Source organism: Emergencia sp. (assembly GCF_048465375.1).
In the GTDB taxonomy this organism is placed as follows: Bacteria; Bacillota; Clostridia; order Peptostreptococcales; family Anaerovoracaceae; genus Senimuribacter.
In genome coordinates this window covers 600,211-622,670 of record NZ_DBFWLQ010000024.1, presented here as the reverse complement: position 1 = coordinate 622,670, position 22,460 = coordinate 600,211, and the positions used below count along the sequence as shown (strand labels likewise).

The following is a 22,460-nucleotide window of genomic DNA, read 5'->3' as shown; positions in this document are numbered from 1 at the left end:
CATGAGTGTCGTACCATTGCTTTGGCGTAATATGAAATGGCGTTATCATAACGCCTTTACCATTGTCATGACGATTTTGCAGCCTATGCTCTGGCTGGTATTGTATAGTGCAGTGGCAGGGCAGACCATGAAAGGCGCTGGAATTCCTAATTATACCGCATTTATATTGCCCGGTCTAGTCGTTTTGGTCTCCTTCAGCGCCTGCAGCAGCGGAGGAATTATGAATTACCTGATGAAAGCGGAGGGCAGTTTTTATCGTATCTTGATTGCGCCAGTACCGAGAGCAGCCATCATCACGGCGCAAATTCTGGAGGCTGTCTTCTGTACCTTTCTTGAGGTAGGAATCCTGTTCGGGGCAGGTCTTTTCTTCTCTGTGAGAATTGCTTCGGGATTTGTCGGCATGCTTTTGATCGTACTGATCGTATTTTTAACAGCATGTTTCTTGGCGGGGCTGACCTATACAATCAGTCTGCGCCTGCCAAATGAAGTCATCTATGAAACAGTGATGAATGCTATCGTACTGCCGGCATTTTTCCTCAGCACAGCCTTATTTCCAGCGGACACCCTGACTGGACCGCTGAAAATAGCTGTCAATCTCAATCCTTTTACCCATGTGATAAACATCTTGCGAGGGTTAATCTTACAAGGCGAAATCGATATGGACGGGCTTGCGCGAATCGTAATCTTATTATTCCTTCTGTGCGCAGGCAGTTTCTATTTCGCACTGCGCGGCTTAAAAAGAGAAATGAGTCTGTGACGAATAGGCCAAACAAAATCAAAAGTAAATTGTATTAGAACTATAGGTAAACCATCCTTTTGTAGAATGTAAACTGTTACAAGTACAAGAGGATGGTTTCTTATATACTAAAAAGGATTAAGAAGGGAATTTATTTATGAGCATTATGAGATTAGAAAACGTGAAATACGCTTATGTAACTGGAAAACCGGTACTAAGAGGTATTTCTGAAGAATTGGAAGCAGGTAAAATCTACGCGATTTTAGGTCCGTCAGGTTGTGGAAAGACCACCTTATTGTCGTTACTGGGAGGATTAGACAGTCCCATAAGCGGTAAGATCTATTTTGCAGAGCAGGATATTGAGCAGGATGGATTGATGAAACATCGCAGGGAGCATGTCTCATTTATCTTTCAAAGCTACAATCTGATAGATTATCTTACTCCGGTGGAAAACGTAGCCTTAACCTCTCGTCTGCCTGCCTTACCCGTTTTACAAAAACTGGGACTGACGAGAGAAGAAGCAAAGCGCAACGTACTAAAACTCTCTGGCGGTCAGCAGCAGCGCGTGGCAATTGCTCGTGCTCTGACCAGTGAAGCACCTGTCATTTTGGCCGATGAACCTACTGGCAATCTGGATGAAAATACGGCTGCTGAGATTGTGGAGATTTTAAAGCAGAGTGCTCACCAGATGAATAAGTGCGTGGTGGTGGTAACCCATTCACACGAACTTGCAGAACAGGCGGACGTTATTTTTAAGCTGCACAAGGGAAATCTGCAAGTGCTGAACAGATATTAAACAGAAACAGGATGACGTGCAGGCTGGTCATCTAATTAAGAAAAGGGGATAATATATATGAATTTAAGTAAACGTGCTTTTCTATACGTTATAAGGAAACGGGGAAAAAGTTTATTACTGATTCTCATCTTTTTTATCATCGCTTCTCTCGTATTATGCGGTCTGGCTTCGCTGGAAGCAGAGCGCAATAAATCCCGTGAACTGCGGGGAACGACGGGTGCAGGCTTTACTATAAAAGCAAAGGAACGGTGGGGGAATTCTGAGAATGACGGTTCGGGTAATTTCAGCAACGTTGCTGAAACCAAACCACTGTCTAAGAAAATGATAGAAAAAATCATGTCTATAGATGGGATCAAGGCGTACAATGCTAATTTTCCCACAGTTCTGGCTTTCTATGACGAGGACGGAACTCCATATAGAAATGATTATAACGATGTTGATCCAGATAGCAGTGACTATCCATTAAATCTTTTTCAGGGAAATAGCTGTACAAATACAGAATATGCGGCTTGGTTTTTAAACAGAAAAATCGCTCTCACAGAGGGAAGGCATATTACAAAGTCAGATCAAAACACGATTATCATCAGTGATAAGCTTGCTAAAAGGCTGGGACTAAAACTGGGAGATAAGATTTCTGCGGTTATTAATCCGCAGGAGGATGATCCATATGTAACTTTGACCATCGTCGGACTTTTTGAGGTTTTAGCTGATGAAGAAGATCCCAAAAATAGCTTGGACAGTATGACGTTAAATGACCTCTATGGCGGTTACTCTTACAACTGGTTTACCGATATGAAGTCTATGGAGGCATTGAACAAAAACTATTCTGATGGGAAGGACTCTTTAGAAGAGAGTTGCAATTTGACCGACTTTTATGTGAATGATCCCAAAAATCTGGAACGGATCATGCAGGCTGTGCAAGATATCAAAGGGATTGATTGGGATGATTACGAACTCATTGCCAATGATGAGGTCTACGAACGCGCAGGAGATTCTATGTCGAAAATCAGTTCCTTGATACGTACGTTGATGATAATTATCGTCGCAATCAGTATGTGCATTGTCACATTGCTTCTCACGCTGTGGGTAAGAAGCAGGATGCATGAGACTGGAATATTGTTAGCAGCTGGAATTACGAAGATCTCCATCTTGCTTCAATATATTTTGGAAATCATGTTGCTTGCTTTGTGCAGTATTCCGCTGGCCTATGTGTGCAGCAGAGGGATCGCCGGAGGCATTGGAAGGATGTTGGGGGAAACTGGCGTTATCGTTACGACGCAGCATCTTGCGCTTGTATGCAGTTTTGGCATACCTCTCTTAATCGCAGCAGTTTTACTGTCCAGCATTCCTATGATGCGTCTTTCTCCAAAGGAGATTCTGACGAAGACAAATTAGGATGGTGGTGTAATGATGAATTTATGGAGAAGGGCATATCTGTATACTGTCCGAAAAAAAGGGAAGAGCGTATTAATGCTTTTAATTTTATTAATGATGTCGACGATGATGCTGACCTGCCTGTCAATCCAGTCCGCCAGCGACAAGGCGGCACTGGACATTCGCAAAGCACTTACCGGAGGCTTTACTATCAACGCTACACATCTGAACGATTTCCTGGATGGGTCTGCAGTTGCGCGGATTTTGAAAACTGCCGGTGTTTTGGCAGACTTCAATGCCCGCTCCTACTATCGGGCTGAGTATCGCAGAGAAGACGGCAGTAAATTGGCAATCAAAGAGGACGGCGCCGCTAAGCCACTGGCAGGAGATGCACACACGGGGAAAATCATTGCGCAAGTCCGCTCTGTACAGGATGCCTACTTTACAGAATCAGGCTTTAAACTGATTCAGGGGCGTCACATTCAGCAATCAGATAAAAATGTAATTTTAATCAGCGATGATTTTGCAGATAGAAACTCACTAAAGCTGGGTGATCATATCATTCTCGCTGAGCACGATTTGAATCGGCAGGTGAAAGTGCAGATAATTGGCATTTTTACGCCGACAGAAGAGATGGAATCTACTGAAATGACGCCGCCGGAGCTGCTGTATGAAAATATCGGATTTACTGATCAAGGGACATATTCACAGCTGTATTTTGATGATGGAAAAAATCACTATCAGTATGGTGACTTTGGCGTGGGAGACCCAGCGCAGCTGGATACCGTTGTCTCCAAGATTAAAAAAATTCCTAATATCAACTGGAAAGACAGCACTATCGCCAAAGAGGATGCTGATTACCGGAATGCGAGGCTGCAGCTGACGGCCCTGCAAGATCTGACGACGACGATTGTAACGATTCTGATTGTCATCAGCATTTCTTTGCTAGCGGTTATCCTTCTGCTCTGGGAAAGAAACCGCATACCAGAAATCGGCATGATGCTGGCAATGGGGATCAGCAAGGGCAGCATTCTCTTACAGCATATGATGGAAATGTTATCTATTGCAATATTGTCTTTCGGCCTATCTTTTTTTACCAGCTCACTCATGGCACAAACCGTTGGTAATACTCTATTTGAGCAGGCTACAGCAGAAGAGCGCTTAACCAACACCCTTGACTCTATTCAAATTGTCATCACGTTCTCGGATCTGTTGTTGGTGTATGTCATTGGAACCGGTATTCTTCTTTTATCTGTTATATTGGCATCATACCCTGTTATGCGGTTGAAGCCGAAACAGATTTTGACAAAGATGAGCTGAAGAAGTTCTTTACCTACGGCATTGCCTACATTCAATACGCCAAGGAATACCCTAAGCTATTCGAGGCACTGATGGAGTGGGGCTTCTTTACACCGGATGCCATCGGGAAAGAAGTATCCAGCCAATTCGGGTTTATTGAAGACAGCGTGGCGTCTTTGAGCAGTTTGAGTGTCGAACAGGCACAGGAGCTGTTTTACCATGTCTGGCTCTACACCCACGGCATTGCCTGCTTAATTTGCAAGGGTTCACTTTACCTATCAGAGGAAGAAGAGAAGAAACTGCTGATTACAGCCTTCGAGTCCTTCCGAAAGAATTATCAATGATTGCAAAATGATCATAAGAATTGGAGAAACAGATGAATACGCTGATTATGAGAGAATTTGGGGACTACACGACATCGGGTTCCAAGTGTTTTGACCTTTCGAAAATGGATATTGCAGATTGCATCGGCTGTTGGACTTGCTGGTGGAAAACCCCAGGAATCTGTGTCCATAAAGATTTAGAAGACTTTTATCGAAGCTATGTCAACGCTGACAGAGTCATCATCTTTGCCCAACTGAAATATGGATTTGTCAGCAGTAAGCTAAAAACACTGCTGGACCGCATGATTCCGCTTTTTCTGCCCTATACAATTTTTGAAAGAGGAGGCACCTGGCATGTGCCTCGCTATCCAAAATATCCAGCGATCGAGTTCTATTTTAATTATGAATTTGAAGAAGAAGAAGACAATTTTGCTAAATGGTTCACCCAAGGGAAACGTGCAGAATTCTGGCAGTTACATTTTAGCCAAAGCTTTTGTCAGCGGTATGAAAGCACCTTGTGAAATTCGCTCAATTTATGGAGAGGACCGGCAGAAGCTGCTTCAATATATCAGCCAGTTTGAACAAGTCATCTTCATCACGCCCAACTACATTCATTCGATTCCCGCCAGAACCTTAGATTTCCTATATGACTTGCCGAAAGGGTCCGAGGGACAGTCTCTCGGTTTTATCATTCAGTCGGGGTATCCGGAAAGCAAGGAGAGTGAGATCAGCAGCCGGTTCTTTAAGCGACTGGCAGACCGATTGCAGTATGGGTATTTAGGAACTGTTGTAAAGGGAGAATGCGCGGGACTTGCCATCATGCCGGAACGATTCGGCAAATTAGAAAAGAAATTTGCTGAACTGGGCGCATGGTATGAGGAACACGGTCATTTTGATGAAACTTACGTCAGAGATTTTGCCAAACCTTACGCCATCTCGAAGCCAATGGCGCTGCTGCTTAATATGACGAACCCCATTGGAAACATTTTGGGCTGGCACAAGATCATGAAAGCAAATGACGCCTATCACAGCAGACGAGATATGCCTTATTTAGATTGACTGAAAAGAAATGGCACTCATTTGTTTTCATATAGGACAGCGATATCATGGATTCTGCGTTTCATTTCGGTGCGGATATGTAACGGTTCTAAACACTCGCATTTATTTCCAAAGCTTAAAAGAATATCGTAGTGATATTCGTTCTCTAGGAAGGGGAAATCAACGATGTAATGCTCCTCCCCGTCTGGCGAAAAATCTTCATAAGAGGAAAAATCAAGCACCCTGTCCATCACAGACTTATGAATACGGATTTTGATTTTCGTATGCATGGTTTCCCAAATATCGTCAAAATCCAACTGTGGTTTTTGAAAATCGCGGGGTGTGAAAATTTCCTCTTCCATTTGCAGCTTTGACATGCGAGAAAGTCTGAATAAGCGGAAATCATTTCTATGATGGCAATAGCCTTGTAAATACCAATGGCTGTTTTTCAATACAAGCTGATATGGTTCGACTGTCCGCACGGTTCTATTCCCATGGTGGGCGATATATTCAAAAGTCAGCAGCTTGTTTTCTTGCAAAGCTGTTTGGATCATTTCTAAATAGGGTTGTATATTGCTGTTACCTCTCCACGGACTTAAATCTATACGGATTTGATTTACTTTTAATTCAACGTCTTTCGCGCTGTCTGCGGGAACAAAGCTCTTGACTTTGGCGAGGGCGTGTGCTAGTTCATCGCCTCGTATCATGCCCGAAAGACTGGAAAGCCCCATCAAGAGAGCGGAGAGGTCGGCAGTAGAAAAAACTTTTTTATCAATCTTGTATTGCTGCATGATTTCAAAGCCGCCGCCTACTCCCGATGTAGAGCGAATAGGAATTCCTGCCATGTTGATAGTATCTATGTCGCGATAAATTGTGCGAAGCGATACTTCAAACATGTCCGCTAACGCCTGTGCGCTAATCCGCTCTTTATCGAGGAGTATCATAATAATACTGACAAGCCTGTCTATTTTCATCACTTCACCGCCATTCATTTTTTAAAATATTGTTGCCATACTGTTGTCAACGATTACATGGTACTATAAATATACAAACAAATCAATGCAACAATGAAAATGGAGGAAGGTTATGTTTACAATCTATGTTTATGTTCTTGATACCTTGGCCGATTGGGAGCTTGGGTATGTTACTGCGGAGTTGAATTCTGGTCGATTTTTCAAAGAGGGCGCACCGCGCGTATCCCTCAAGACGGTCAGCAGTTCAAAAGAGCCAATCCGGACAATGGGGGGCTTGACAATTGTGCCCGACTGCCTGATCGATGACATTGTCGTCAGTGAAACAAGCCTGTTGCTCTTACCGGGCGCGAATACATGGAACGATCAAAAACATGGTGCAATCATCGAAAAAGCAAGGGAATTCCTCTCTTTAGGAGCTGCAGTGTGCGCAATCTGTGGAGCTACTGCGGCACTTGCAGAATTTGGGCTATTGGATCAGCGTTCCCATACCAGCAACGGGCCGGGATTTCTTGAGATGGTTTCGCCAAGCTACAAAGGACAAAGTTTCTATATAGACAAGCCATCTGTAGCAGACTGTAATCTGATTACTGCAAGCTCCACGGGAGCTCTGTTATGGGCGAAGCAAATTATTGAGCATTTAGGTGTATTCGGGTCAGACACACTGGAATCGTGGTATGAATATTTTAGTACCGGAGAGCCTGAACATTTCTTTGCCCTTATGCAGACTTTACCATCGGACAGCGGAAAGTGATACCTCTTTGTCGCTGCCTTATTCGTTTAAAATACTCATTAACTGATCTTTGCCCAGTGAAAGGGCTCTTTCTTCAGAGAGGAGTGAACGGATGATTCTATCTCCGATACCGCCCGTATAATCAGAAGCGTTTTCTCTCACGATATACAGCTTTTGTGATGAGAGATGCTCGAGGACTTCTATATTTTTCAAATTGCTTCTGCCGATATCTACATCAGTCAAAACTACCAGGTCGGCAGACTCTATAGTCTGCCGGTTTTCATCAAAAGATTGGCTGCTGATTTCGCAATATGGCTTCTCCGCGACGGTTTTAATTCCTAAGGATTGGCACAATTCGTAATCGCTGTCGCCTACATTGAGTACGCCGCAGCTGACCTCAAAGCCTTTGTTGTGGAAAGCTTCAATGATGTAACTGCCGCTGCCGCCTCCGCAGATGATGTGAACCCGCTTTCCGTTACTCGTTCTCTGTGCCATTTTGTTGCTGCGCAAGGGCACGATTTCAGCGGCGTTGGTCAGTGGATTTTCCCGCACGACCAGGTCAATCTTATAAACGGGTTTCAGCACTTCTTCTCTGATGATCTCGCTGACTTGACCGTCCCTGACTTTTCGTCCCTCGTTCAAAACAAGAATCCTGTCAGAAAACCGGGCAGCCATATTGATGTCGTGGAGGACCGCAAAGATGGTAATCCCCTGTTCACGATTGAGTTTTTGCATCAGCTGCATGACTTCTAAGGTATATTGAATATCTAAATGATTAGTGGGTTCGTCCAAAATCAGAAGCTGAGGCTGCTGCGCTAAAGCGGCTGAGATGATAATTCTCTGACGCTCGCCACCAGAGAGCTGCGTGATTTTTCGTTCTCTCAGAGAAAGGGTTCCTGTCTGTTCCAGTGCTTGGTCGATCAGCTTGTAATCTTCTTCAGTTTCAGACTGCATCCTTTTGAGAAAGGGATGTCTGCCCATGGCCACAATCTCTTTGGCTTTGAATGCAAAGCCTGCCTGAAAAGTCTGAGGGACAACGGCGGTAATCTGCGCCCGTTCCTTTGCTGATAGATTCGCATTATCTTTTCCATCTATGTAGACTTTGCCGCTCTTTATCCCGACAATTCCAGTGATGGCGTGAATCAAGGTAGATTTACCCGAGCCGTTGGGACCGATGAGAGAAACAAACTCCCCATGCTTAACGGTGCAGGAAAAGTCTTTGACGACATCTTTTTCACCATAGCCGATAGTAACATTTTCAAATCTCAATATTTCTTCCATAATTAAAGTACCTCTGTATTTTTTGCTCTTAGCAGATAGATGAAGAACGGCGCACCGATGATGGCCGTGACGATGCCTACTGGTATTTCAGAGGCGATGATACTTCTGGAAATGGTATCACAGATACAGAGGACAATTCCACCCAGAAGAAAAGACAAGGGCAGCAGTTTTTTATGAGCGGGTCCAAAGATCAAGCGCACGATATGGGGAGAGACTAAACCCACAAAACCGATGATACCGCTTACAGAAACGCAGGACGCCATGACCAGGGATGTTACGACAAAGAGAATTCTCTTATTTTTTTCAACGTCGATGCCAAAGCGTATCGCGGTCTCATCACCCAACACGATAATATCCAGTTCCTTAGCAAAGAGGAAAATGACAATCAGCCCGATTATGATATAGGGGAGTACATTGAAAACGTGATCCCAGCCCTTAGAGGAAAAGCTCCCTAAGGTCCAAAAATATATTTTTTTCATTTGGTTGGCGGAAAGCAGCATGGCAAAGGAAATGACTGCTGTCAACAGCTGATTCACCGCAATGCCGCAGAGCAGCAGGGATGTGGTGTTGGCCTGCTTTCCGACCCTGGCAATATTGTATACGAAAAATATCGCCAAGATTGCGCCGCCAAAAGCAAAAAAGGAAATGGTGTTCAGCCCCATGAAGCTGGCTGGTATGGCCAGAATGATACCGATGGTTGCACCAAAGGCGGCGCCAGAGGAAATTCCCAGCACGAAAGGGTCCGCCATAGGATTCTTAAAAATTGCCTGGTATACGCCGCCGCACAGAGCGAGAGCGCCTCCCACGAGAAAGGCCAGCAGACTTCTTGGAAAGCGAAGGTCCCAAATAATCGTATTCTTTGCTCCCAAGGAATCAGCTTCAGCTCCCAGCAGCCCAGTTATTTTATTTGTCAATACAATGAGAGTATCTTTGATTGTTATATCTGCTGCGCCAAAAAAAGTACATATTAAAATGACTGCTGCTACACACAGCAAGGAAAGAATACTCGCGGCAATCCACCTCTTTTTCATATTAATCGTCCAACTTTCCCGTATGAATCAGTTTGCCCAACGTTTCTAAACCCTCCAAAAATCTTGGACCGTTCCTGGTGATTTTGTCCATAGTCGGATTTTCGTAAGGGATAAAATACACTTCTTTATTTTTAAATGCATCTATTTGATCAAATCCGTCCGGTTTTACAAATTCTTTCTCTGATGAGAAACAGAGATAAACCTGTGGATTTTCTTCGATGATCTTTTCGGCAGAAAGCTGCGGCGAGCTGTAGTCGAAATTGAGGGCGATGTTCTCTGCATTGATTAAATCCAGGCTGTTGCCCAGATAATCTTCTTTACTGCTGGAGTATAAGTCACCCAGATCGATGAAGACACTTTTCTTATCATACTGAGCAAATTCTGCTTTTATTTTCTTTGCCTCTTTTTTCATATCGTTGACAATTTCGGAAGCCTTCTGGCTGGTATCTGTAATCTGTCCGACATCTGTGATACCCTTGTAAATGCCGTCCAGATCCTTAGCACCGATAGAATAGACGTTAATCCCTGCTTCGCTGAGAGCAGATACCGAATCTGCTGCAGTCTGACCTGATACGAAGACTACGTCAGCGTCAAGTTCTATAATTTTTTCTACATTTCCGCTGTTCGTATCTCCGATCTTTTCTATGTTCTGCGCTTCCTTCGGATATGTGCACCAGTTAGACACTCCGACTACCTGATCACCCAGGCCCAGAGCAAAGAGTATTTCTGTGCAGCTCGGTGATAGGGACGCGATTTTCTGTGGTGCTTCAGTAAACTCCATTTCAGTTCCTAAGTAGTCCGTCACTGTCATTGGAAAGGCTTTTGCCGTTCCTTCTGCTTCGCTGTCTTCTCCGCCAGAGCCACATGCCGTGAAAGCGAAAGCTAAAACTGTGATTAGAAAAACCGCTGTTATTTTTTTCATTTGTTCCTCCTAAAATTATCAAAAAATCGACTGTTATATTTAAAAATTATATAGCATAGGCGGACATTTGTCCAATAGCAAAAAACTAAAAAGCAACCTCCGCTATCAGGAGATTGCCTTCATTTTGCAACAGATCCTATTCTTCTTCTGCTAATTCGTCTAACGCCTTTCGATTGTTTTTTAGAAGAACGAGCAGGATTTTTTTTTGCTCATCACTGCATCCGTTGAGAATGTTTCTGATTTCTGCCTCGAAATTAATTGTGTAGTCCTCAAGATTGTCATGAAGCAGCCAGTCAACGGAAACATGCAGAACATTAGATGCTTTGACGAGGGTTTGAATTCCTATGCCTGTGTTTCCGTTTTCCATTCCACTGACATGTGCGACAGAGATATCCATTTTCTCCGCCAAAGTTTCTTGTGTCAGTTTCTCTTCTTTTCGTGCAGTTCTAATTCTACGTCCTATTGCTTCATAATTTAATTCAAATGCATTATCTCTATCATCCATGATGCGAATTCCTTTCACTGCAACCCCGATATACTATTTACATTATTGTATATTTAAGCAAAAAATATTATAATAAACTGTAAATAGAAGTTATTTTAGTTATGATGAAAAAAGGGAACTCTGTAAAATCTCCCTTGCTATTTTCTCCCCAAAGGATTAGAATGAGCATATCATGGTAGGGGAGAATTGTTTATGCGGGAGGATGTAATGAGGCATGAACTGATATCACTGGAAGGTGATGACGATCTTTTTAAACACATTCCAGGCAGCGTATACCGTTGCCTGCATGACAAATATTTTACGATTATTAACGCCAATCAGGATTTTTTTGATTTGGTGGGATTTTCGCGTGAAGAAATAGCGGCTCGTTTTAATAATCGGTTAATTGATATGATCCATCCTTTTGAAAAAGAAGATGTAGTTGCGAAGATGGGGAAAAGTCTGTCAGACCATGCTAAATGTGCCTGCAATTACCGCATCCTGTGCAAAGACGGCAGTTACAAATGGATATTAGATAGCTGCAGGGCAATCGGCAATGCCGGCGAATATGAGACGATTTTAGGTATCATGGTAGAAACGACAGAAATTGAGAACACTCGTGAGGAACTGGAACTTTCTCTGGACCGGCACCGTGTTATCATGGAACAGACTTCTGACATTTTGTTTGAATGGGATGCCAAAACAGAAAGAATACTTTGTTCTTCCCATTGGAAAGAGAAATTTGGTTGTGAGCCATCTATCGAAATAGGAGACAGCTGTTACAAATTGGCACATATTCATCCGGATGATCTTTTGAAAGCACAGAAACTATCAAAGGAGATTCAAGAGGGGAAATCGTACCTGACAACGGAACTCCGCATCCGGGACAAAGATGAGAACTATTTGTGGTGCCGCGTTCGCATGTCCAACCAGTTCGATGAAAAAGGAGCGCTGATTAAGGTCATCGGTATCATTCAGGATATCGATGAAGAAAAGAGGATGATTGAAAACCTACGAAAGCGTGCTGAAAGAGACGCTCTCACTGGTCTATACAATCGAGCCGAGACACAGAAGCAGATCAGGACATATCTGGAACAAAGACCGGATGAGTACAGCGCTCTGTTTATGATTGATACAGATAATTTTAAACTGGTCAATGACAGCGGAGGCCATCTCTTTGGAGACGCTGTATTATCAGAAATTGCCGCCGGCATGAAAAAAATTGTCCGCAAGAGTGACATTGTGGGCAGAATCGGCGGCGACGAATTTACCATCTTTGTTAAGAATATCACTTCTGCTGCGGCAGCCGAAATCAAAGCACAGCAGCTGCTGGACATCTTTCATCACCTCTTTGAAAATGATAAACGAGGATTTGAGATTACCTGCAGCATTGGCATTTCCATGTATCCCAGAGACGGCATTGATTTTCAATCTCTGTACAGTTGTGCAGATCAAGCCCTGTATGAGGCGAAAAGCCGCAATAAGAACTGCTTTGTAATGCACGAAGATATGGCAAGAAGCAGGTTTTCTGGCATCAATCATTCCAGCCTGGGTGCAGCAATTGATTCTGACATGAGAGCGCCAGAGACGGTACCGGAGGATTTAGTGAACTATGTGTTTCAGATTTTATACGATACCGACGATACAGATGAAGCAATCCAGTTGCTGCTGGAGATAGTTGGCAAACGTTTCGACGTAAGCCGTGCTTACATCTTTGAAAATACAGAAGACGGCAAATTCTGTGACAATACTTACGAATGGTGCAACGAAGGAATTGTGCCGGAGAAAGAGATGCTTCAGAACATGTCTTATGACGCCCTGGACTCTTATGCAGACTTATTCAGAGAAGATCCGATTTTTTACTGCCGTGATATCTACAAGCTTTCTTCGGAGGCTCAGATTGCTTTATTTGAACAGCAGAATATCCGTTCTACTCTGCAGTGCGCGATGATGGAGAAGAACCATTTTGTCGGCTTTATCGGTTTTGATGAATGTACAGGAAATAGGCTTTGGACAAAAGAAGAAGTAGGGACGTTATCGAGAATTTCGCAGATGCTTTCTACTTTCCTGCAGAAAAAGCGCGCGCTGGAAAGAGACCAGCGGACGGTCAATCAGCTGCGAAATATATTGGATATGCAGGACGCGTACATCTATGTAATCGATCAAAGCACCTTTAAAATGTTCTATCTGAACCAAAAAACGAAACTTCTGGATGAAAGTGCAAAACCGGGCATGTTCTGTTATGAAGCTTTTTTCGGGCGAACGACGCCCTGTGTCAACTGTCCAGTGAGTCACGAGGAAATAGAGGAAGTCTATAATCCGAAGTATGGTGTATGGACAAAAGTGCATGTTGAACCATTTCAATGGGAAGAGCGAGATGCGTATCTGATATCCTGTTATGACATCACGGCTTATATGAAAAAATAGAAAAGAAATAAGACACCAGGTCTGTTGATAGAGCTGGTGTTTTGTTACCCTTGACAGAATAGGAGAAGAAAATGACCACAATTAAAATAAAACGCATGAACTTACCAACAGAGCTGGAAACCGTTGTTGACTTTAAAAACTATGTGAGATACAGCAGAGAAGAAGAAACAGATCTTGCAGACTTGAAAGTAGATGGTCAAGAGATGGAAGCGGGAGATTTAGGGCAGCTGACCTTTGAAAATGTCTTCTTTAATCATTGCACCTTTACGGGAGTTTCACTTTATAACTGTACATTTAAAAACGTATACTTTGAAGGATGTGCTTTTCCCAGCTGCAATTTTTCACATAGCTGGCTGGATCAGTGCAAATTCAGCAACTGTCAGATGAAAGGAGCCGACTTCAGCGAGAGCAGTATTTCCAATACTGAATTTGCCGAATGCAGTCTGAAATACGTCAATTTTACTTCTTCAAAGTTGAGCAAGTGCGAAATTAGAGAAAGTGATTTATCTGAGGCATTTTTTGCATCTTGTTCTCTAAAGCAAGTGATTTTAGAGAAATCCCAGTTTATCAATACAGAATTTTTTAAAACGCCGCTCAAGGGCCTGGATTTTTCCACCTGTATTTTGGAGGGAATCAGCATCTCGACGGAAGGTAATGAGCTGAAAGGAACGATTGTCAACGTCTACCAGGCGGCAGATCTTGCAAAACTTCTCGGTGTCGTGATCAAAGATTGACCTAAAAAATTGACAGCAGTCCTTTGAAATGGTACTCTATTACTATGGAAAGAAGACCTTCAGCTGTCTGCTTTTTATGGCTGAGGGAAGGGTAAATTTATATCACAGAGGTTGAATCAATGAAAGATTACAAGTTAGAAAAGAAATTTTATGAGTTCCGTGATCTGCGTGAACTGCTCAGAACTTCCGCAGAGAAGTACGGGGACAAGGTGGCTTTTGTCACAAAGATTAAAGACAAGGCGACAAAAGAGGTAAACTATATCAATACCACTTACGCAAACATGTTCGAAACCATGGGCTATCTCGGCACGGCACTGATTGAAAAAGGCTACAAAGATAAACGTATCGCTGTCATCGGTGAGAACAGCTATCACTGGTGCCTTTCTTACTTTACTGCCGGTTGTGGAGCAGGCATCGTTGTGCCCCTGGACAAAGGGCTTCAGAAAGAAGAATTGGAAAGCTGCCTCAACAGGAGCAATGCAGAAGTTATCTTCTACGATAAGAAGCAATCGAAAGTGATTGAACAGATTTACACAGATAAGACGACCAATCTTTCCCTATTGATTGCTATGGATTTCCAATCCGAGATTGGCGTAGAGCTGATTGACTTGATCGATATGGGACAGAAATTGGTTGAAAGCGGCGATATGCGATATCTGGATGCGGAAATCGATCCGGATGCACTGGGCTTTCTGCTGTTCACCTCGGGGACGACACAGCAGTCCAAGGCTGTCATGCTCTCACACAGAAATTTCATGAGCTGTAACTATGGCATGAACTGCGAAGAACTGTTCTTCCCAGACGATGTCAACATGATGATTCTGCCTCTCCATCACTGCTATGGTATGTCAGGCCTTCTGACCTTCCTGTCTCAAGGCATGAAAAATTGTTTCTGCGAAGGGCTGAAGTATATTACCATGAACATGAAAGAATACGGCGTGTCAGTGATTATGAGCGTGCCGCTTCTTCTGGAAAGCATGTACAAGAAAATCAACAAAGCCATCGAAGCCCAGGGCATGGAAAGTAAAATCCAGTTTGCGATGAAGGTCTGTGCTGCCAGTGAAAAGGTAGGTCTCAATCTCAGAAGACGACTGTTTAAACCGATTATCGATCAATTGGGAGGCAGGATGCGTTTTATCATCAACGGGGCGGCGGCGCTGGATCCCGTCGTATCGAAGGGACTCAATGATTTCGGCATTTTGACCGTACAGGGATACGGGCTGACGGAAACCTCACCGACCATTTCCAGTGAGACCTATCGTTATCTCAAGCCGGGTTCCACCGGCAAATTGATGCCAAATGTAGAGGGACAGATTCTCGAACCTAATGAAGAAGGTGTAGGCGAACTGATTGTCCGCGGCGATAACGTCATGCTGGGTTACTATGATAATCAGGAAGCGACGGATGAGGTCATTAAAGACGGCTGGTTCCATACGGGAGATTTAGCTTATTTTGATGAGGAAGGTTATCTGTTCATCTGTGGCCGTAAGAAAAATGTCATTGTCATGAAAAACGGAAAAAATGTCTTCCCGGAAGAGATAGAAAATCTGATCAATGTGCTGCCTTACGTGGAAGAGAGCATGGTATTTACGAGAGAAAAGGCCAACGATTTTGTCTTATGGGCAAAGGTCGTTTACGACAAGAACTATCTGACTGAGAACGATATGACCTTTGAACTGCTGCAGGAACAGTTCGAAAAAGACATGACAGAAATCAACGCAGGCATGCCGGCCTATAAGATGGTGAAAAAATATTTCTTGTCCGATAAACCGACCATCAAGACAACGACAGCAAAGACGAAGCGAAAAGACGAGATGGAGCAGATTTTAAAAGAACTTACAGAGCTGCAGCTGATTTAACTTGTTTATTGAAAAGGTCTCATCTGCGATTTTACTTAAAATCGGGGCGCGGCCGTTAGGAGGAAATATGCAGAATTTTAATTATTCAATCCCAACGAAGATTTATTTTGGCAAAGGACAGATCAAAAAGCTGGCCAACGTTTCCCGATATGGGAACAAGGCGCTTTTGGTCTATGGCGGCGGCAGTATCAAAGGCAACGGTATTTACGATAAAGCTGCGGCAGTCCTGCGAGAGAGTGGAGTCAGTTTTTTTGAGCTTTCTGGGGTCGATCCAAATCCGAGAATTGAAACGGTCGCCTTGGGCGCAGCATTATGCAGAGAAAAAGAAATAGATGCTGTGATTGCCATTGGCGGCGGCAGCACCATCGATTGTGCAAAGATGATTGCCGCGGCAGCAAAATATGAGGGAGAACCTTGGGATTTAGTCTTGGACGGCGGAAAAATAAAAGAAGCGCTGCCGATTGTCTGCGTCCTCACTCTGGCAGCAACCGGATCAGAAATGGATGGATTTGCTGTGATTTCCGACATGGATAAAAACGATAAGCTGGATACAGCCAGCGAACTGATCAAACCGGCGTTTTCAATTTTGGATCCGAAGTTCACTTACAGTGTCTCAAAGAAGCAGACTGCTGCCGGCACGGCTGATATTATGAGTCACGTTTTTGAAGTGTATTTCACCAGAGAAAAAGACGCTTATCTGCAGGCGAGGATGTGTGAAGCTGTGCTCAAGACCTGCATCAAATATGGCCCTGTGGCCATGGAGCAGCCGGATGATTACGAAGCGAGAGCTAACTTGATGTGGGCCTCCAGTCTGGCCATCAACGGTCTGCTGTCCTATGGCAGCGACGTGCCTTGGTGCGTACATCCTATGGAACATGAACTCAGCGCTTTCTACGACATCACCCACGGCGATGGTTTGGCGATTCTGACACCTGTCTGGATGGAATACGTCCTCTCAGAAGATACCTTGGACAAATTTGTCGAATTCGGCGTTAATGTATGGGGCATCGATCGTGAAAAAGAGCCGATGGAGATTGCAAAGATGGCCATAGATCGTACGAGAACATTCTTTGACCAGTTAGGTCTTCCGAAAACGTTGGCAGATGTCGGCATTGATGATAAAAACCTGGCTAAGATGGCCGAGAAGCTGGACGGACTGTTTACTGACACTTATGTTCCATTGACCGGAAGCCAGATTCTGGAAATCTATAGACGAGCGTTATGACAGATGTCAGCAGTTTAGCACCTTTCAATATCTCAGCAGAGGAAAAAAGACCTTGTATCAAATTGATATCTGATACAAGGTCTTTTGTAAACTGCTTGATGAGCTTGAGGAAGATAGTCTGATATACGGTCGGTAAGGGAAGAGCATATATTGAAGAAACATTCTAGAGAGGAGGAGACATGGAATATATCAGTAGAAGTATAGAAGAGAATTTTTTGAATGCAAACCGAACACATAAGGTCGTTTTAGTCGTCGGAGCAGATCAGATAGGAAAGACCACCATGATGAAACACCTATCTCAGGGGAAAAAGCGAACCTATGTATCGCTGGATGACTTGCATCCGCGCACCTTGGCAGACACTGAGCCTGATTTATTTTTTGAGATTTTTAAACCGCCTATCATCATGGACGAGGCACATTTTTCTCCTTCCATCTTACATAAAATAAGGGAAATCTGTGAGGACAGCGATGAAACCGGGCTCTTCTGGCTGGCCAGCCCGCCGAAAGCCTCCTTCATAGACGAGGTTAAGAGCGTTCTAGGGGAGAATGCAGTCGTTTTGAAGATGTATGGGCTTTCACTGAGAGAGAAAGAACAGCTTCTGATGTCATCTCCTCTCGATTTCTCCTATGAGGCGATGAACAAGAGGGAACAGTTCCTACCAGCAAAAAGTGCGCTGGATATTTTTTGTTCTATCTGGCAGGGCGACGTACCAAAGATGATCGACGTCAGGCAGGAAGATAAGGCAAAATATTTCTGGCATTATTTTTATGAGAGTTTGATGCATCAGGTCCAACAGAGTAAAAAAGTTGCACGTTTGACAGAATTCAGTGATTTTCTGGCCGCCTGTGCTGTAAACATCTGCAAAGTTTTGTCAGTGAGAAGGCTGGCTTTGGCTGCTGGTATCTCTTGCCCCACGGCGACCTGCTGGCTGAACCTTCTGATCGATCTGGGCATCATTTATCTGCTGGAGCCCTATGAAGATGACGAGTTGACGCGGCTGATCAGAAAACCGAAGCTGTATTTTACAGATACAGGTCTTTGTTCTTACATTTCTAACTGGAAAACGCCGAAAGCGTTGATGAGCGGCAAAGAGGGTGCCGACTATTTTGAAAACTTCGTAATTATGGAATTGGTGAAGCAGTTGGCCAACAGAACTGATGATGTCAAGCTTCGCTTCTTTCGAAATAGCAGCAGTGTGGAGGTTGACGCTGTTATCGTGGAAGGCAACGTGCTTTATCCCTTTGAAATTAAAAAGACCGCAGCCCCTGCAGAATCGGAAACCAAAAAGTTTCATTTCCTGGAAAGCAAATCAATCGTCAGGGGCAGCGGCGGTATTATATGTACTTGTAGAAAAACCAAACAGCTGGATAAGAAGGATTATCTTCTGCCTTGTCACATCCTCTAGGATCGTGATTACATTTCGATTTCTCTGATCAGGTTCACCATTTCAATGGCACCGACTGCACAGTCGTAGCCTTTGTTGCCAGCCTTGGTGCCGGCTCTTTCGATGGCCTGTTCAATGTTGTCTGTGGTCAGAATGCCGAACATGACGGGCATATCCGCGTTCAGGGAGACGGATGCGATTCCCTTGGATACCTCAGCGCATACGAAGTCATAGTGGGATGTATTTCCTCGTATGACGGCGCCCAGACAGATGACGGCATCATACTTCTTGCTGTTAACCATCTTCTGCGCGATGAGAGGGATTTCAAAGGCGCCGGGGCACCATGCCACTTCGATCTGATCTTCTTTGACATCGTGGCGTCTCAGTCCGTCCAAAGCGCCGCCAAGGAGTTTAGCCACGATAAATTCGTTGAATCTGGCACAGACAATGCCGACTTTGATTTCTTTAGAAACTAACTTTCCTTCATATACTTTCATTTTTTTACCTCCTAATGGTTCTGCCCCAAATCTTTGATTTGGCGAGGCAGACTTTTAATAGTTTAAGATATGACCCATTTTTTCCTGCTTTGTCTTCAGGTAGAAAAGATCGTGGGTGGTAGCGGGCATTTCAATTGGCACCCGTTTCGTGATTTCCATGCCGAATTCTTTCAGCTCGTAGACCTTTTGCGGATTATTGGTCAGCAGGCGCAGCGTCCTTGCTCCCAGGTCTTTCAGTATTTGAGCGCCGATGTAGTATTCTCTCAGATCGCCGGCAAAACCCAATGCCAGATTAGCTTCCAAGGTGTCCATGCCCTGATCCTGCAGCTCATAAGCTTTTAATTTGTTGATCAGGCCGATGCCTCTGCCTTCCTGGCGCATGTAGAGCAGAATCCCTCTGCCTTCTTTTTCAATCTGCGTCAGAGCCGCCGCCAGCTGCTGTCCACAGTCGCACTTGGTGGAACCAAAGGCATCTCCAGTCAGGCACTCTGAATGTACCCGGCAGAGCAAATCCTGCCCATCTGTGATATCACCTTTGACCAGGGCGATATGATGTTCTCCGTTGAGTTTATTCACATAACCATGAGCCATAAAATTCCCGAATTTTGTCGGCAGCTTGGTGATGGCGACACATTCTACCAACTGATCGTGTTTTTTCCTGTACTCCTGCAGGTCTTTAATGGTGATAAATTTGATTCCATGCTCAGCGGCCAATTCTTTCAGTTCCGGCGTGCGCATCATGGTGCCGTCGTTTCTCATGATTTCACAACAGAGGCCGCATTCTTCAAGACCAGCCAGACGCATCAGGTCTACCGTCGCTTCGGTATGCCCGTTCCGCTCCAGAACGCCATTTTTTTTAGAAAGGAGAGGAAACATATGACCTGGTCGTCTGAAATCCTCCGGCTTTGCCTCTTGATCGACACATTTTCTGGCGGTGAGGCCTCTCTCTTCAGCAGAAATGCCTGTGGTCGTATCGATGTGATCGATGGATACTGTAAAAGCTGTGCTGTGATTATCTGTGTTTTCTTCTACCATCTGAGGCAGCTGCAGCCTGCGGCAGATTTTCTGACTCATCGGCATACAGATCAGCCCTTTGCCATACATGGCCATAAAGTTCACGTTTTCTGTCGTAGCGGCCTGGGCACTGCAGATGAAATCTCCTTCGTTTTCTCTGTCGGGATCGTCTGTACAGAGGATGATTTTCCCCTGACGCAAATCTTCTAGAGCCTCTTCAATCGTATTGAATTTAAAATCCTTCATAATAACCTCCTGTTAAAATCCGTTTTCTATTAAAAACTTTTCCGTAATCTTGCTTTCTTTTTCTGAGATCTCTTCAAACTGCATCAATCGCTCCACGTATTTTCCGATGCAGTCGTTCTCTAAATTGACTGTGTGCCCAGGCTTTTTCTCTGATAAAATAGTCTCATCCAAGGTGTGTGGAATGATAGAAACGCTGAAGGCGTCCCCTGTGACCTTGGCTACAGTAAGACTGATTCCATCAATGGCAATGGAGCCCTTTTCGATGATATAACGCAGCAGGCGCTGTTCACACTGGATGGTATACCAGATGGCATTGGCGTCTTGTTCCAGTTTGGTGATTTTGCCGGTTCCGTCGATATGACCGCTGACAATGTGTCCGCCGAATCTGCCGCCGGCTGCCATAGCCCGTTCCAGATTCACATGACTGCCGGATTTCAAGGCGCCAAGGGAAGAACGATTCAATGTTTCATGCATGACATCTGCTGTAAATCCGCCGTCGTCAAAGGCGGTGACGGTGAGGCAGACGCCGTTGACGGCGATACTGTCACCCAGATGAACGTCCTGCAGAATTTTTTTACATTTGATGTACAGCTTCGCTGCAGATGCGGTTTTCTGAATGCTGTTAACAGCGCCGATTTCTTCTATAATTCCTGTGAACACGGAACCACCTCGCTTTCTATGAGAATATCATCACCGATGGAAATCATTTTCTGGCTGCGCAGCTTATAAGCTTGAGAGGGCAGGGTAACGCCCGGGCCGCCTACCGGCGTCTTTGCATCTGCTCCGCCAAAGATTTTCGGTGCGATGTAGGTCTGCAATTTGTTTACGATTCCAGCTTTTAAAGCAGACCAGTTCAGAGTGCCGCCTCCTTCCAAGAGGATACTGTCGATACCGTCTTCTGCCAAAGCCTTCATCAGACGGGGCAGTGACAGATGACCGTCTGCGTCTTTAGGGACTTCTATGATGCGGCAGCCCTGATCGAGGTAAGGCCGCTGCCTTTGCTGATCGGTGCAGGCCGTGGCGATGATGGTAGCGGCCTCCTTAGTGGTGGTGATCACCTTTGCCGTGACTGGGGTTGACAGCTTTGTATCGCAGATGATTCGAATTGGATTGGTGCCGCCTGGAATTCTGCAGGTCAGCAGGGGATCGTCTTTGATGACCGTACCAGTGCCGACCATGATTGCTGTGTAGTGATGGCGGTCCCTGTGCACGTTCTCTCTAGATTTTTCGCCAGTAATCCATTTTGACGCTCCTGTAGCAGTGGCGATTTTGCCGTCCATGGTCATGGCATATTTCATGACTACATAGGGAGTCTTTTGTGTGATGTAATGAAAGAATACTGGATTTATGGAATCGCATTCTTCTTTCATAAAATCGGTCGTCACTTCGATTCCGGCATCCCTGAGCACGTCGACGCCTTTGCCGCTGACCAGGGGATTGGGATCGCGAGAGCCGATGAAGACCTTTGATATCCCGCTTTCGATGATCGCCTCTGTACATGGCGGCGTCCTGCCATAGTGGCAGCATGGTTCCAGGGTGACGTACATGACGGCGCCCTGCGGATTTTCTGTGCAGGAGGCCAGAGCATTTCTTTCTGCATGAAGCTGTCCGCATTTTTCGTGATAACCACGTCCGATAATGCGGTCCTCCTTTACGATGACTGCGCCGACCAGGGGATTGGGACTGGTAAATCCTCTCGCTTTTTCTGCCAGCTCGATAGCTAGTTGCATATATTTTCTGTCGCTCATAGGGAGCCTCCTTATATTAAAAAAATAGCCCTGAAACCGATAAATCAGTCTCAGGGCAGGTAGCACAAAAACGTCTGCCTTTGGATAAAAAATAAGCTCTGGAAAATATAAAAATTCCAGAGCAAATAAATTAAGTAAACAAAAACATATCACTTTTGTATCTATCTTCTTCCATCCAGACTATACTGTCGGTTTTGGAATCTCACCAAATCTTGCGCAAAAGCGCTCGCGGACTATACCGCCGATCGGGAATTTCACCCTGCCCTGAAGATCATTTTATGTACTTTTCAACTAACTCGAATTGTAAACCTTGTTTGAGAATTTGTCAATCTTTTTT

Annotated in this window: 22 protein-coding genes and 1 riboswitch; of the genes, 13 read left to right on the top strand and 9 right to left on the bottom strand. The window is 44.6% G+C overall.

Features of this window, described 5'->3' with window-relative positions; all coding sequences use genetic code 11:
- The first annotated feature begins 1 nt into the window (after position 1).
- The 7 genes from ACMQ5W_RS18160 (at position 2) to ACMQ5W_RS18130 (ending at position 5,587) form a co-directional block, all read left to right on the top strand.
- Complete coding sequence (locus tag ACMQ5W_RS18160) at positions 2 to 757, top strand: ABC transporter permease (protein ID WP_419026377.1); 756 nt, start codon at positions 2 to 4, stop codon at positions 755 to 757.
- A gap of 136 nt (positions 758 to 893) precedes the next feature.
- Complete coding sequence (locus tag ACMQ5W_RS18155) at positions 894 to 1,532, top strand: ATP-binding cassette domain-containing protein (protein WP_419026376.1); 639 nt, start codon at positions 894 to 896, stop codon at positions 1,530 to 1,532.
- Between the two features lie 57 nt (positions 1,533 to 1,589).
- Positions 1,590 to 2,927 (top strand): ABC transporter permease, encoded by a 1,338-nt coding sequence (locus tag ACMQ5W_RS18150; protein WP_419026375.1) that lies wholly within the window; start codon positions 1,590 to 1,592, stop codon positions 2,925 to 2,927.
- A gap of 75 nt (positions 2,928 to 3,002) precedes the next feature.
- Positions 3,003 to 4,226, top strand: coding sequence for an ABC transporter permease (locus ACMQ5W_RS18145; RefSeq protein ID WP_419026374.1), 1,224 nt, complete (start codon positions 3,003 to 3,005; stop codon positions 4,224 to 4,226).
- Positions 4,227 to 4,297: 71 nt separating this feature from the next.
- Positions 4,298 to 4,549: a hypothetical protein gene (locus ACMQ5W_RS18140; protein WP_419026373.1), complete on the top strand. Its 252-nt coding sequence runs from the start codon at positions 4,298 to 4,300 to the stop codon at positions 4,547 to 4,549.
- A gap of 32 nt (positions 4,550 to 4,581) precedes the next feature.
- Positions 4,582 to 5,049 carry a hypothetical protein gene (locus tag ACMQ5W_RS18135; protein WP_419026372.1) on the top strand — a complete coding sequence of 156 codons (468 nt, stop codon included), beginning with the start codon at positions 4,582 to 4,584 and terminating at the stop codon, positions 5,047 to 5,049.
- Positions 4,958 to 5,587 carry a hypothetical protein gene (locus tag ACMQ5W_RS18130; protein ID WP_419026371.1) on the top strand — a complete coding sequence of 210 codons (630 nt, stop codon included), beginning with the start codon at positions 4,958 to 4,960 and terminating at the stop codon, positions 5,585 to 5,587. Before ACMQ5W_RS18135 ends, ACMQ5W_RS18130 begins: the two co-directional genes overlap by 92 nt.
- A gap of 17 nt (positions 5,588 to 5,604) precedes the next feature.
- Here ACMQ5W_RS18130 and ACMQ5W_RS18125 read toward each other — a convergent pair whose 3' ends face one another.
- A complete protein-coding gene (locus tag ACMQ5W_RS18125) occupies positions 5,605 to 6,540 on the bottom strand; it encodes a helix-turn-helix transcriptional regulator (protein ID WP_419026370.1) in 936 nt (311 codons plus the stop codon).
- A 112-nt stretch (positions 6,541 to 6,652) separates the two neighbouring features.
- On the opposite strand from ACMQ5W_RS18125, the gene ACMQ5W_RS18120 reads away from it, so the two are divergent.
- Positions 6,653 to 7,291: a type 1 glutamine amidotransferase family protein gene (locus ACMQ5W_RS18120; protein WP_419026369.1), complete on the top strand. Its 639-nt coding sequence runs from the start codon at positions 6,653 to 6,655 to the stop codon at positions 7,289 to 7,291.
- Between the two features lie 18 nt (positions 7,292 to 7,309).
- On the opposite strand, the gene ACMQ5W_RS18115 is transcribed toward ACMQ5W_RS18120, so the two are convergent.
- The 4 genes from ACMQ5W_RS18115 to ACMQ5W_RS18100 all read right to left on the bottom strand — a co-directional run bounded on the left by ACMQ5W_RS18115 (position 7,310) and on the right by ACMQ5W_RS18100 (position 11,009).
- Positions 7,310 to 8,551 (bottom strand): ABC transporter ATP-binding protein, encoded by a 1,242-nt coding sequence (locus ACMQ5W_RS18115; RefSeq protein ID WP_419026368.1) that lies wholly within the window; start codon positions 8,549 to 8,551, stop codon positions 7,310 to 7,312.
- Between the two features lie 2 nt (positions 8,552 to 8,553).
- Positions 8,554 to 9,582, bottom strand: coding sequence for a FecCD family ABC transporter permease (locus ACMQ5W_RS18110; protein WP_419026367.1), 1,029 nt, complete (start codon positions 9,580 to 9,582; stop codon positions 8,554 to 8,556).
- Between the two features lies 1 nt (position 9,583).
- On the bottom strand, positions 9,584 to 10,504 hold the full coding sequence (locus ACMQ5W_RS18105; protein WP_419026366.1) for an ABC transporter substrate-binding protein: 921 nt from the start codon (positions 10,502 to 10,504) through the stop codon (positions 9,584 to 9,586).
- 136 nt (positions 10,505 to 10,640) lie between these two features.
- Positions 10,641 to 11,009 (bottom strand): helix-turn-helix domain-containing protein, encoded by a 369-nt coding sequence (locus ACMQ5W_RS18100; RefSeq protein ID WP_419026365.1) that lies wholly within the window; start codon positions 11,007 to 11,009, stop codon positions 10,641 to 10,643.
- Positions 11,010 to 11,216: 207 nt separating this feature from the next.
- Here ACMQ5W_RS18100 and ACMQ5W_RS18095 point away from each other — a divergent pair, with 207 nt between their 5' ends.
- The 5 genes from ACMQ5W_RS18095 to ACMQ5W_RS18075 all read left to right on the top strand — a co-directional run bounded on the left by ACMQ5W_RS18095 (position 11,217) and on the right by ACMQ5W_RS18075 (position 18,639).
- Positions 11,217 to 13,415, top strand: a complete 2,199-nt coding sequence (locus ACMQ5W_RS18095) for a diguanylate cyclase domain-containing protein (protein ID WP_419026364.1) — start codon at positions 11,217 to 11,219, stop codon at positions 13,413 to 13,415.
- A 71-nt stretch (positions 13,416 to 13,486) separates the two neighbouring features.
- Positions 13,487 to 14,149, top strand: a complete 663-nt coding sequence (locus tag ACMQ5W_RS18090) for a pentapeptide repeat-containing protein (RefSeq protein WP_419026363.1) — start codon at positions 13,487 to 13,489, stop codon at positions 14,147 to 14,149.
- A 119-nt stretch (positions 14,150 to 14,268) separates the two neighbouring features.
- Positions 14,269 to 16,008, top strand: a complete 1,740-nt coding sequence (locus ACMQ5W_RS18085; protein WP_148491791.1) for an AMP-binding protein — start codon at positions 14,269 to 14,271, stop codon at positions 16,006 to 16,008.
- A gap of 67 nt (positions 16,009 to 16,075) precedes the next feature.
- The gene (locus ACMQ5W_RS18080) at positions 16,076 to 17,233 is read left to right on the top strand and encodes an iron-containing alcohol dehydrogenase (RefSeq protein ID WP_419026362.1); all 1,158 of its coding nucleotides are present in this window, start codon (positions 16,076 to 16,078) and stop codon (positions 17,231 to 17,233) included.
- 179 nt (positions 17,234 to 17,412) lie between these two features.
- Positions 17,413 to 18,639 (top strand): ATP-binding protein, encoded by a 1,227-nt coding sequence (locus ACMQ5W_RS18075; protein ID WP_419026361.1) that lies wholly within the window; start codon positions 17,413 to 17,415, stop codon positions 18,637 to 18,639.
- Between the two features lie 8 nt (positions 18,640 to 18,647).
- Here ACMQ5W_RS18075 and ribE (ACMQ5W_RS18070) read toward each other — a convergent pair whose 3' ends face one another.
- The 4 genes from ribE (ACMQ5W_RS18070) to ribD are packed head-to-tail and all read right to left on the bottom strand — an operon-like array spanning position 18,648 to position 22,123.
- A complete protein-coding gene (gene ribE, locus ACMQ5W_RS18070; RefSeq protein WP_419026360.1) occupies positions 18,648 to 19,115 on the bottom strand; it encodes a 6,7-dimethyl-8-ribityllumazine synthase in 468 nt (155 codons plus the stop codon).
- 54 nt (positions 19,116 to 19,169) lie between these two features.
- On the bottom strand, positions 19,170 to 20,375 hold the full coding sequence (locus tag ACMQ5W_RS18065) for a bifunctional 3,4-dihydroxy-2-butanone-4-phosphate synthase/GTP cyclohydrolase II (RefSeq protein ID WP_419026359.1): 1,206 nt from the start codon (positions 20,373 to 20,375) through the stop codon (positions 19,170 to 19,172).
- 12 nt (positions 20,376 to 20,387) lie between these two features.
- Positions 20,388 to 21,035: a riboflavin synthase gene (gene ribE / locus ACMQ5W_RS18060; protein WP_419026358.1), complete on the bottom strand. Its 648-nt coding sequence runs from the start codon at positions 21,033 to 21,035 to the stop codon at positions 20,388 to 20,390.
- Positions 21,017 to 22,123, bottom strand: coding sequence for a bifunctional diaminohydroxyphosphoribosylaminopyrimidine deaminase/5-amino-6-(5-phosphoribosylamino)uracil reductase RibD (gene ribD, locus ACMQ5W_RS18055; protein ID WP_419026357.1), 1,107 nt, complete (start codon positions 22,121 to 22,123; stop codon positions 21,017 to 21,019). The genes ribE (ACMQ5W_RS18060) and ribD overlap by 19 nt, the downstream gene beginning before the upstream one ends.
- A 159-nt stretch (positions 22,124 to 22,282) precedes the next feature.
- Positions 22,283 to 22,399, bottom strand: a riboswitch (FMN riboswitch).
- Positions 22,400 to 22,460 lie beyond the last annotated feature (61 nt).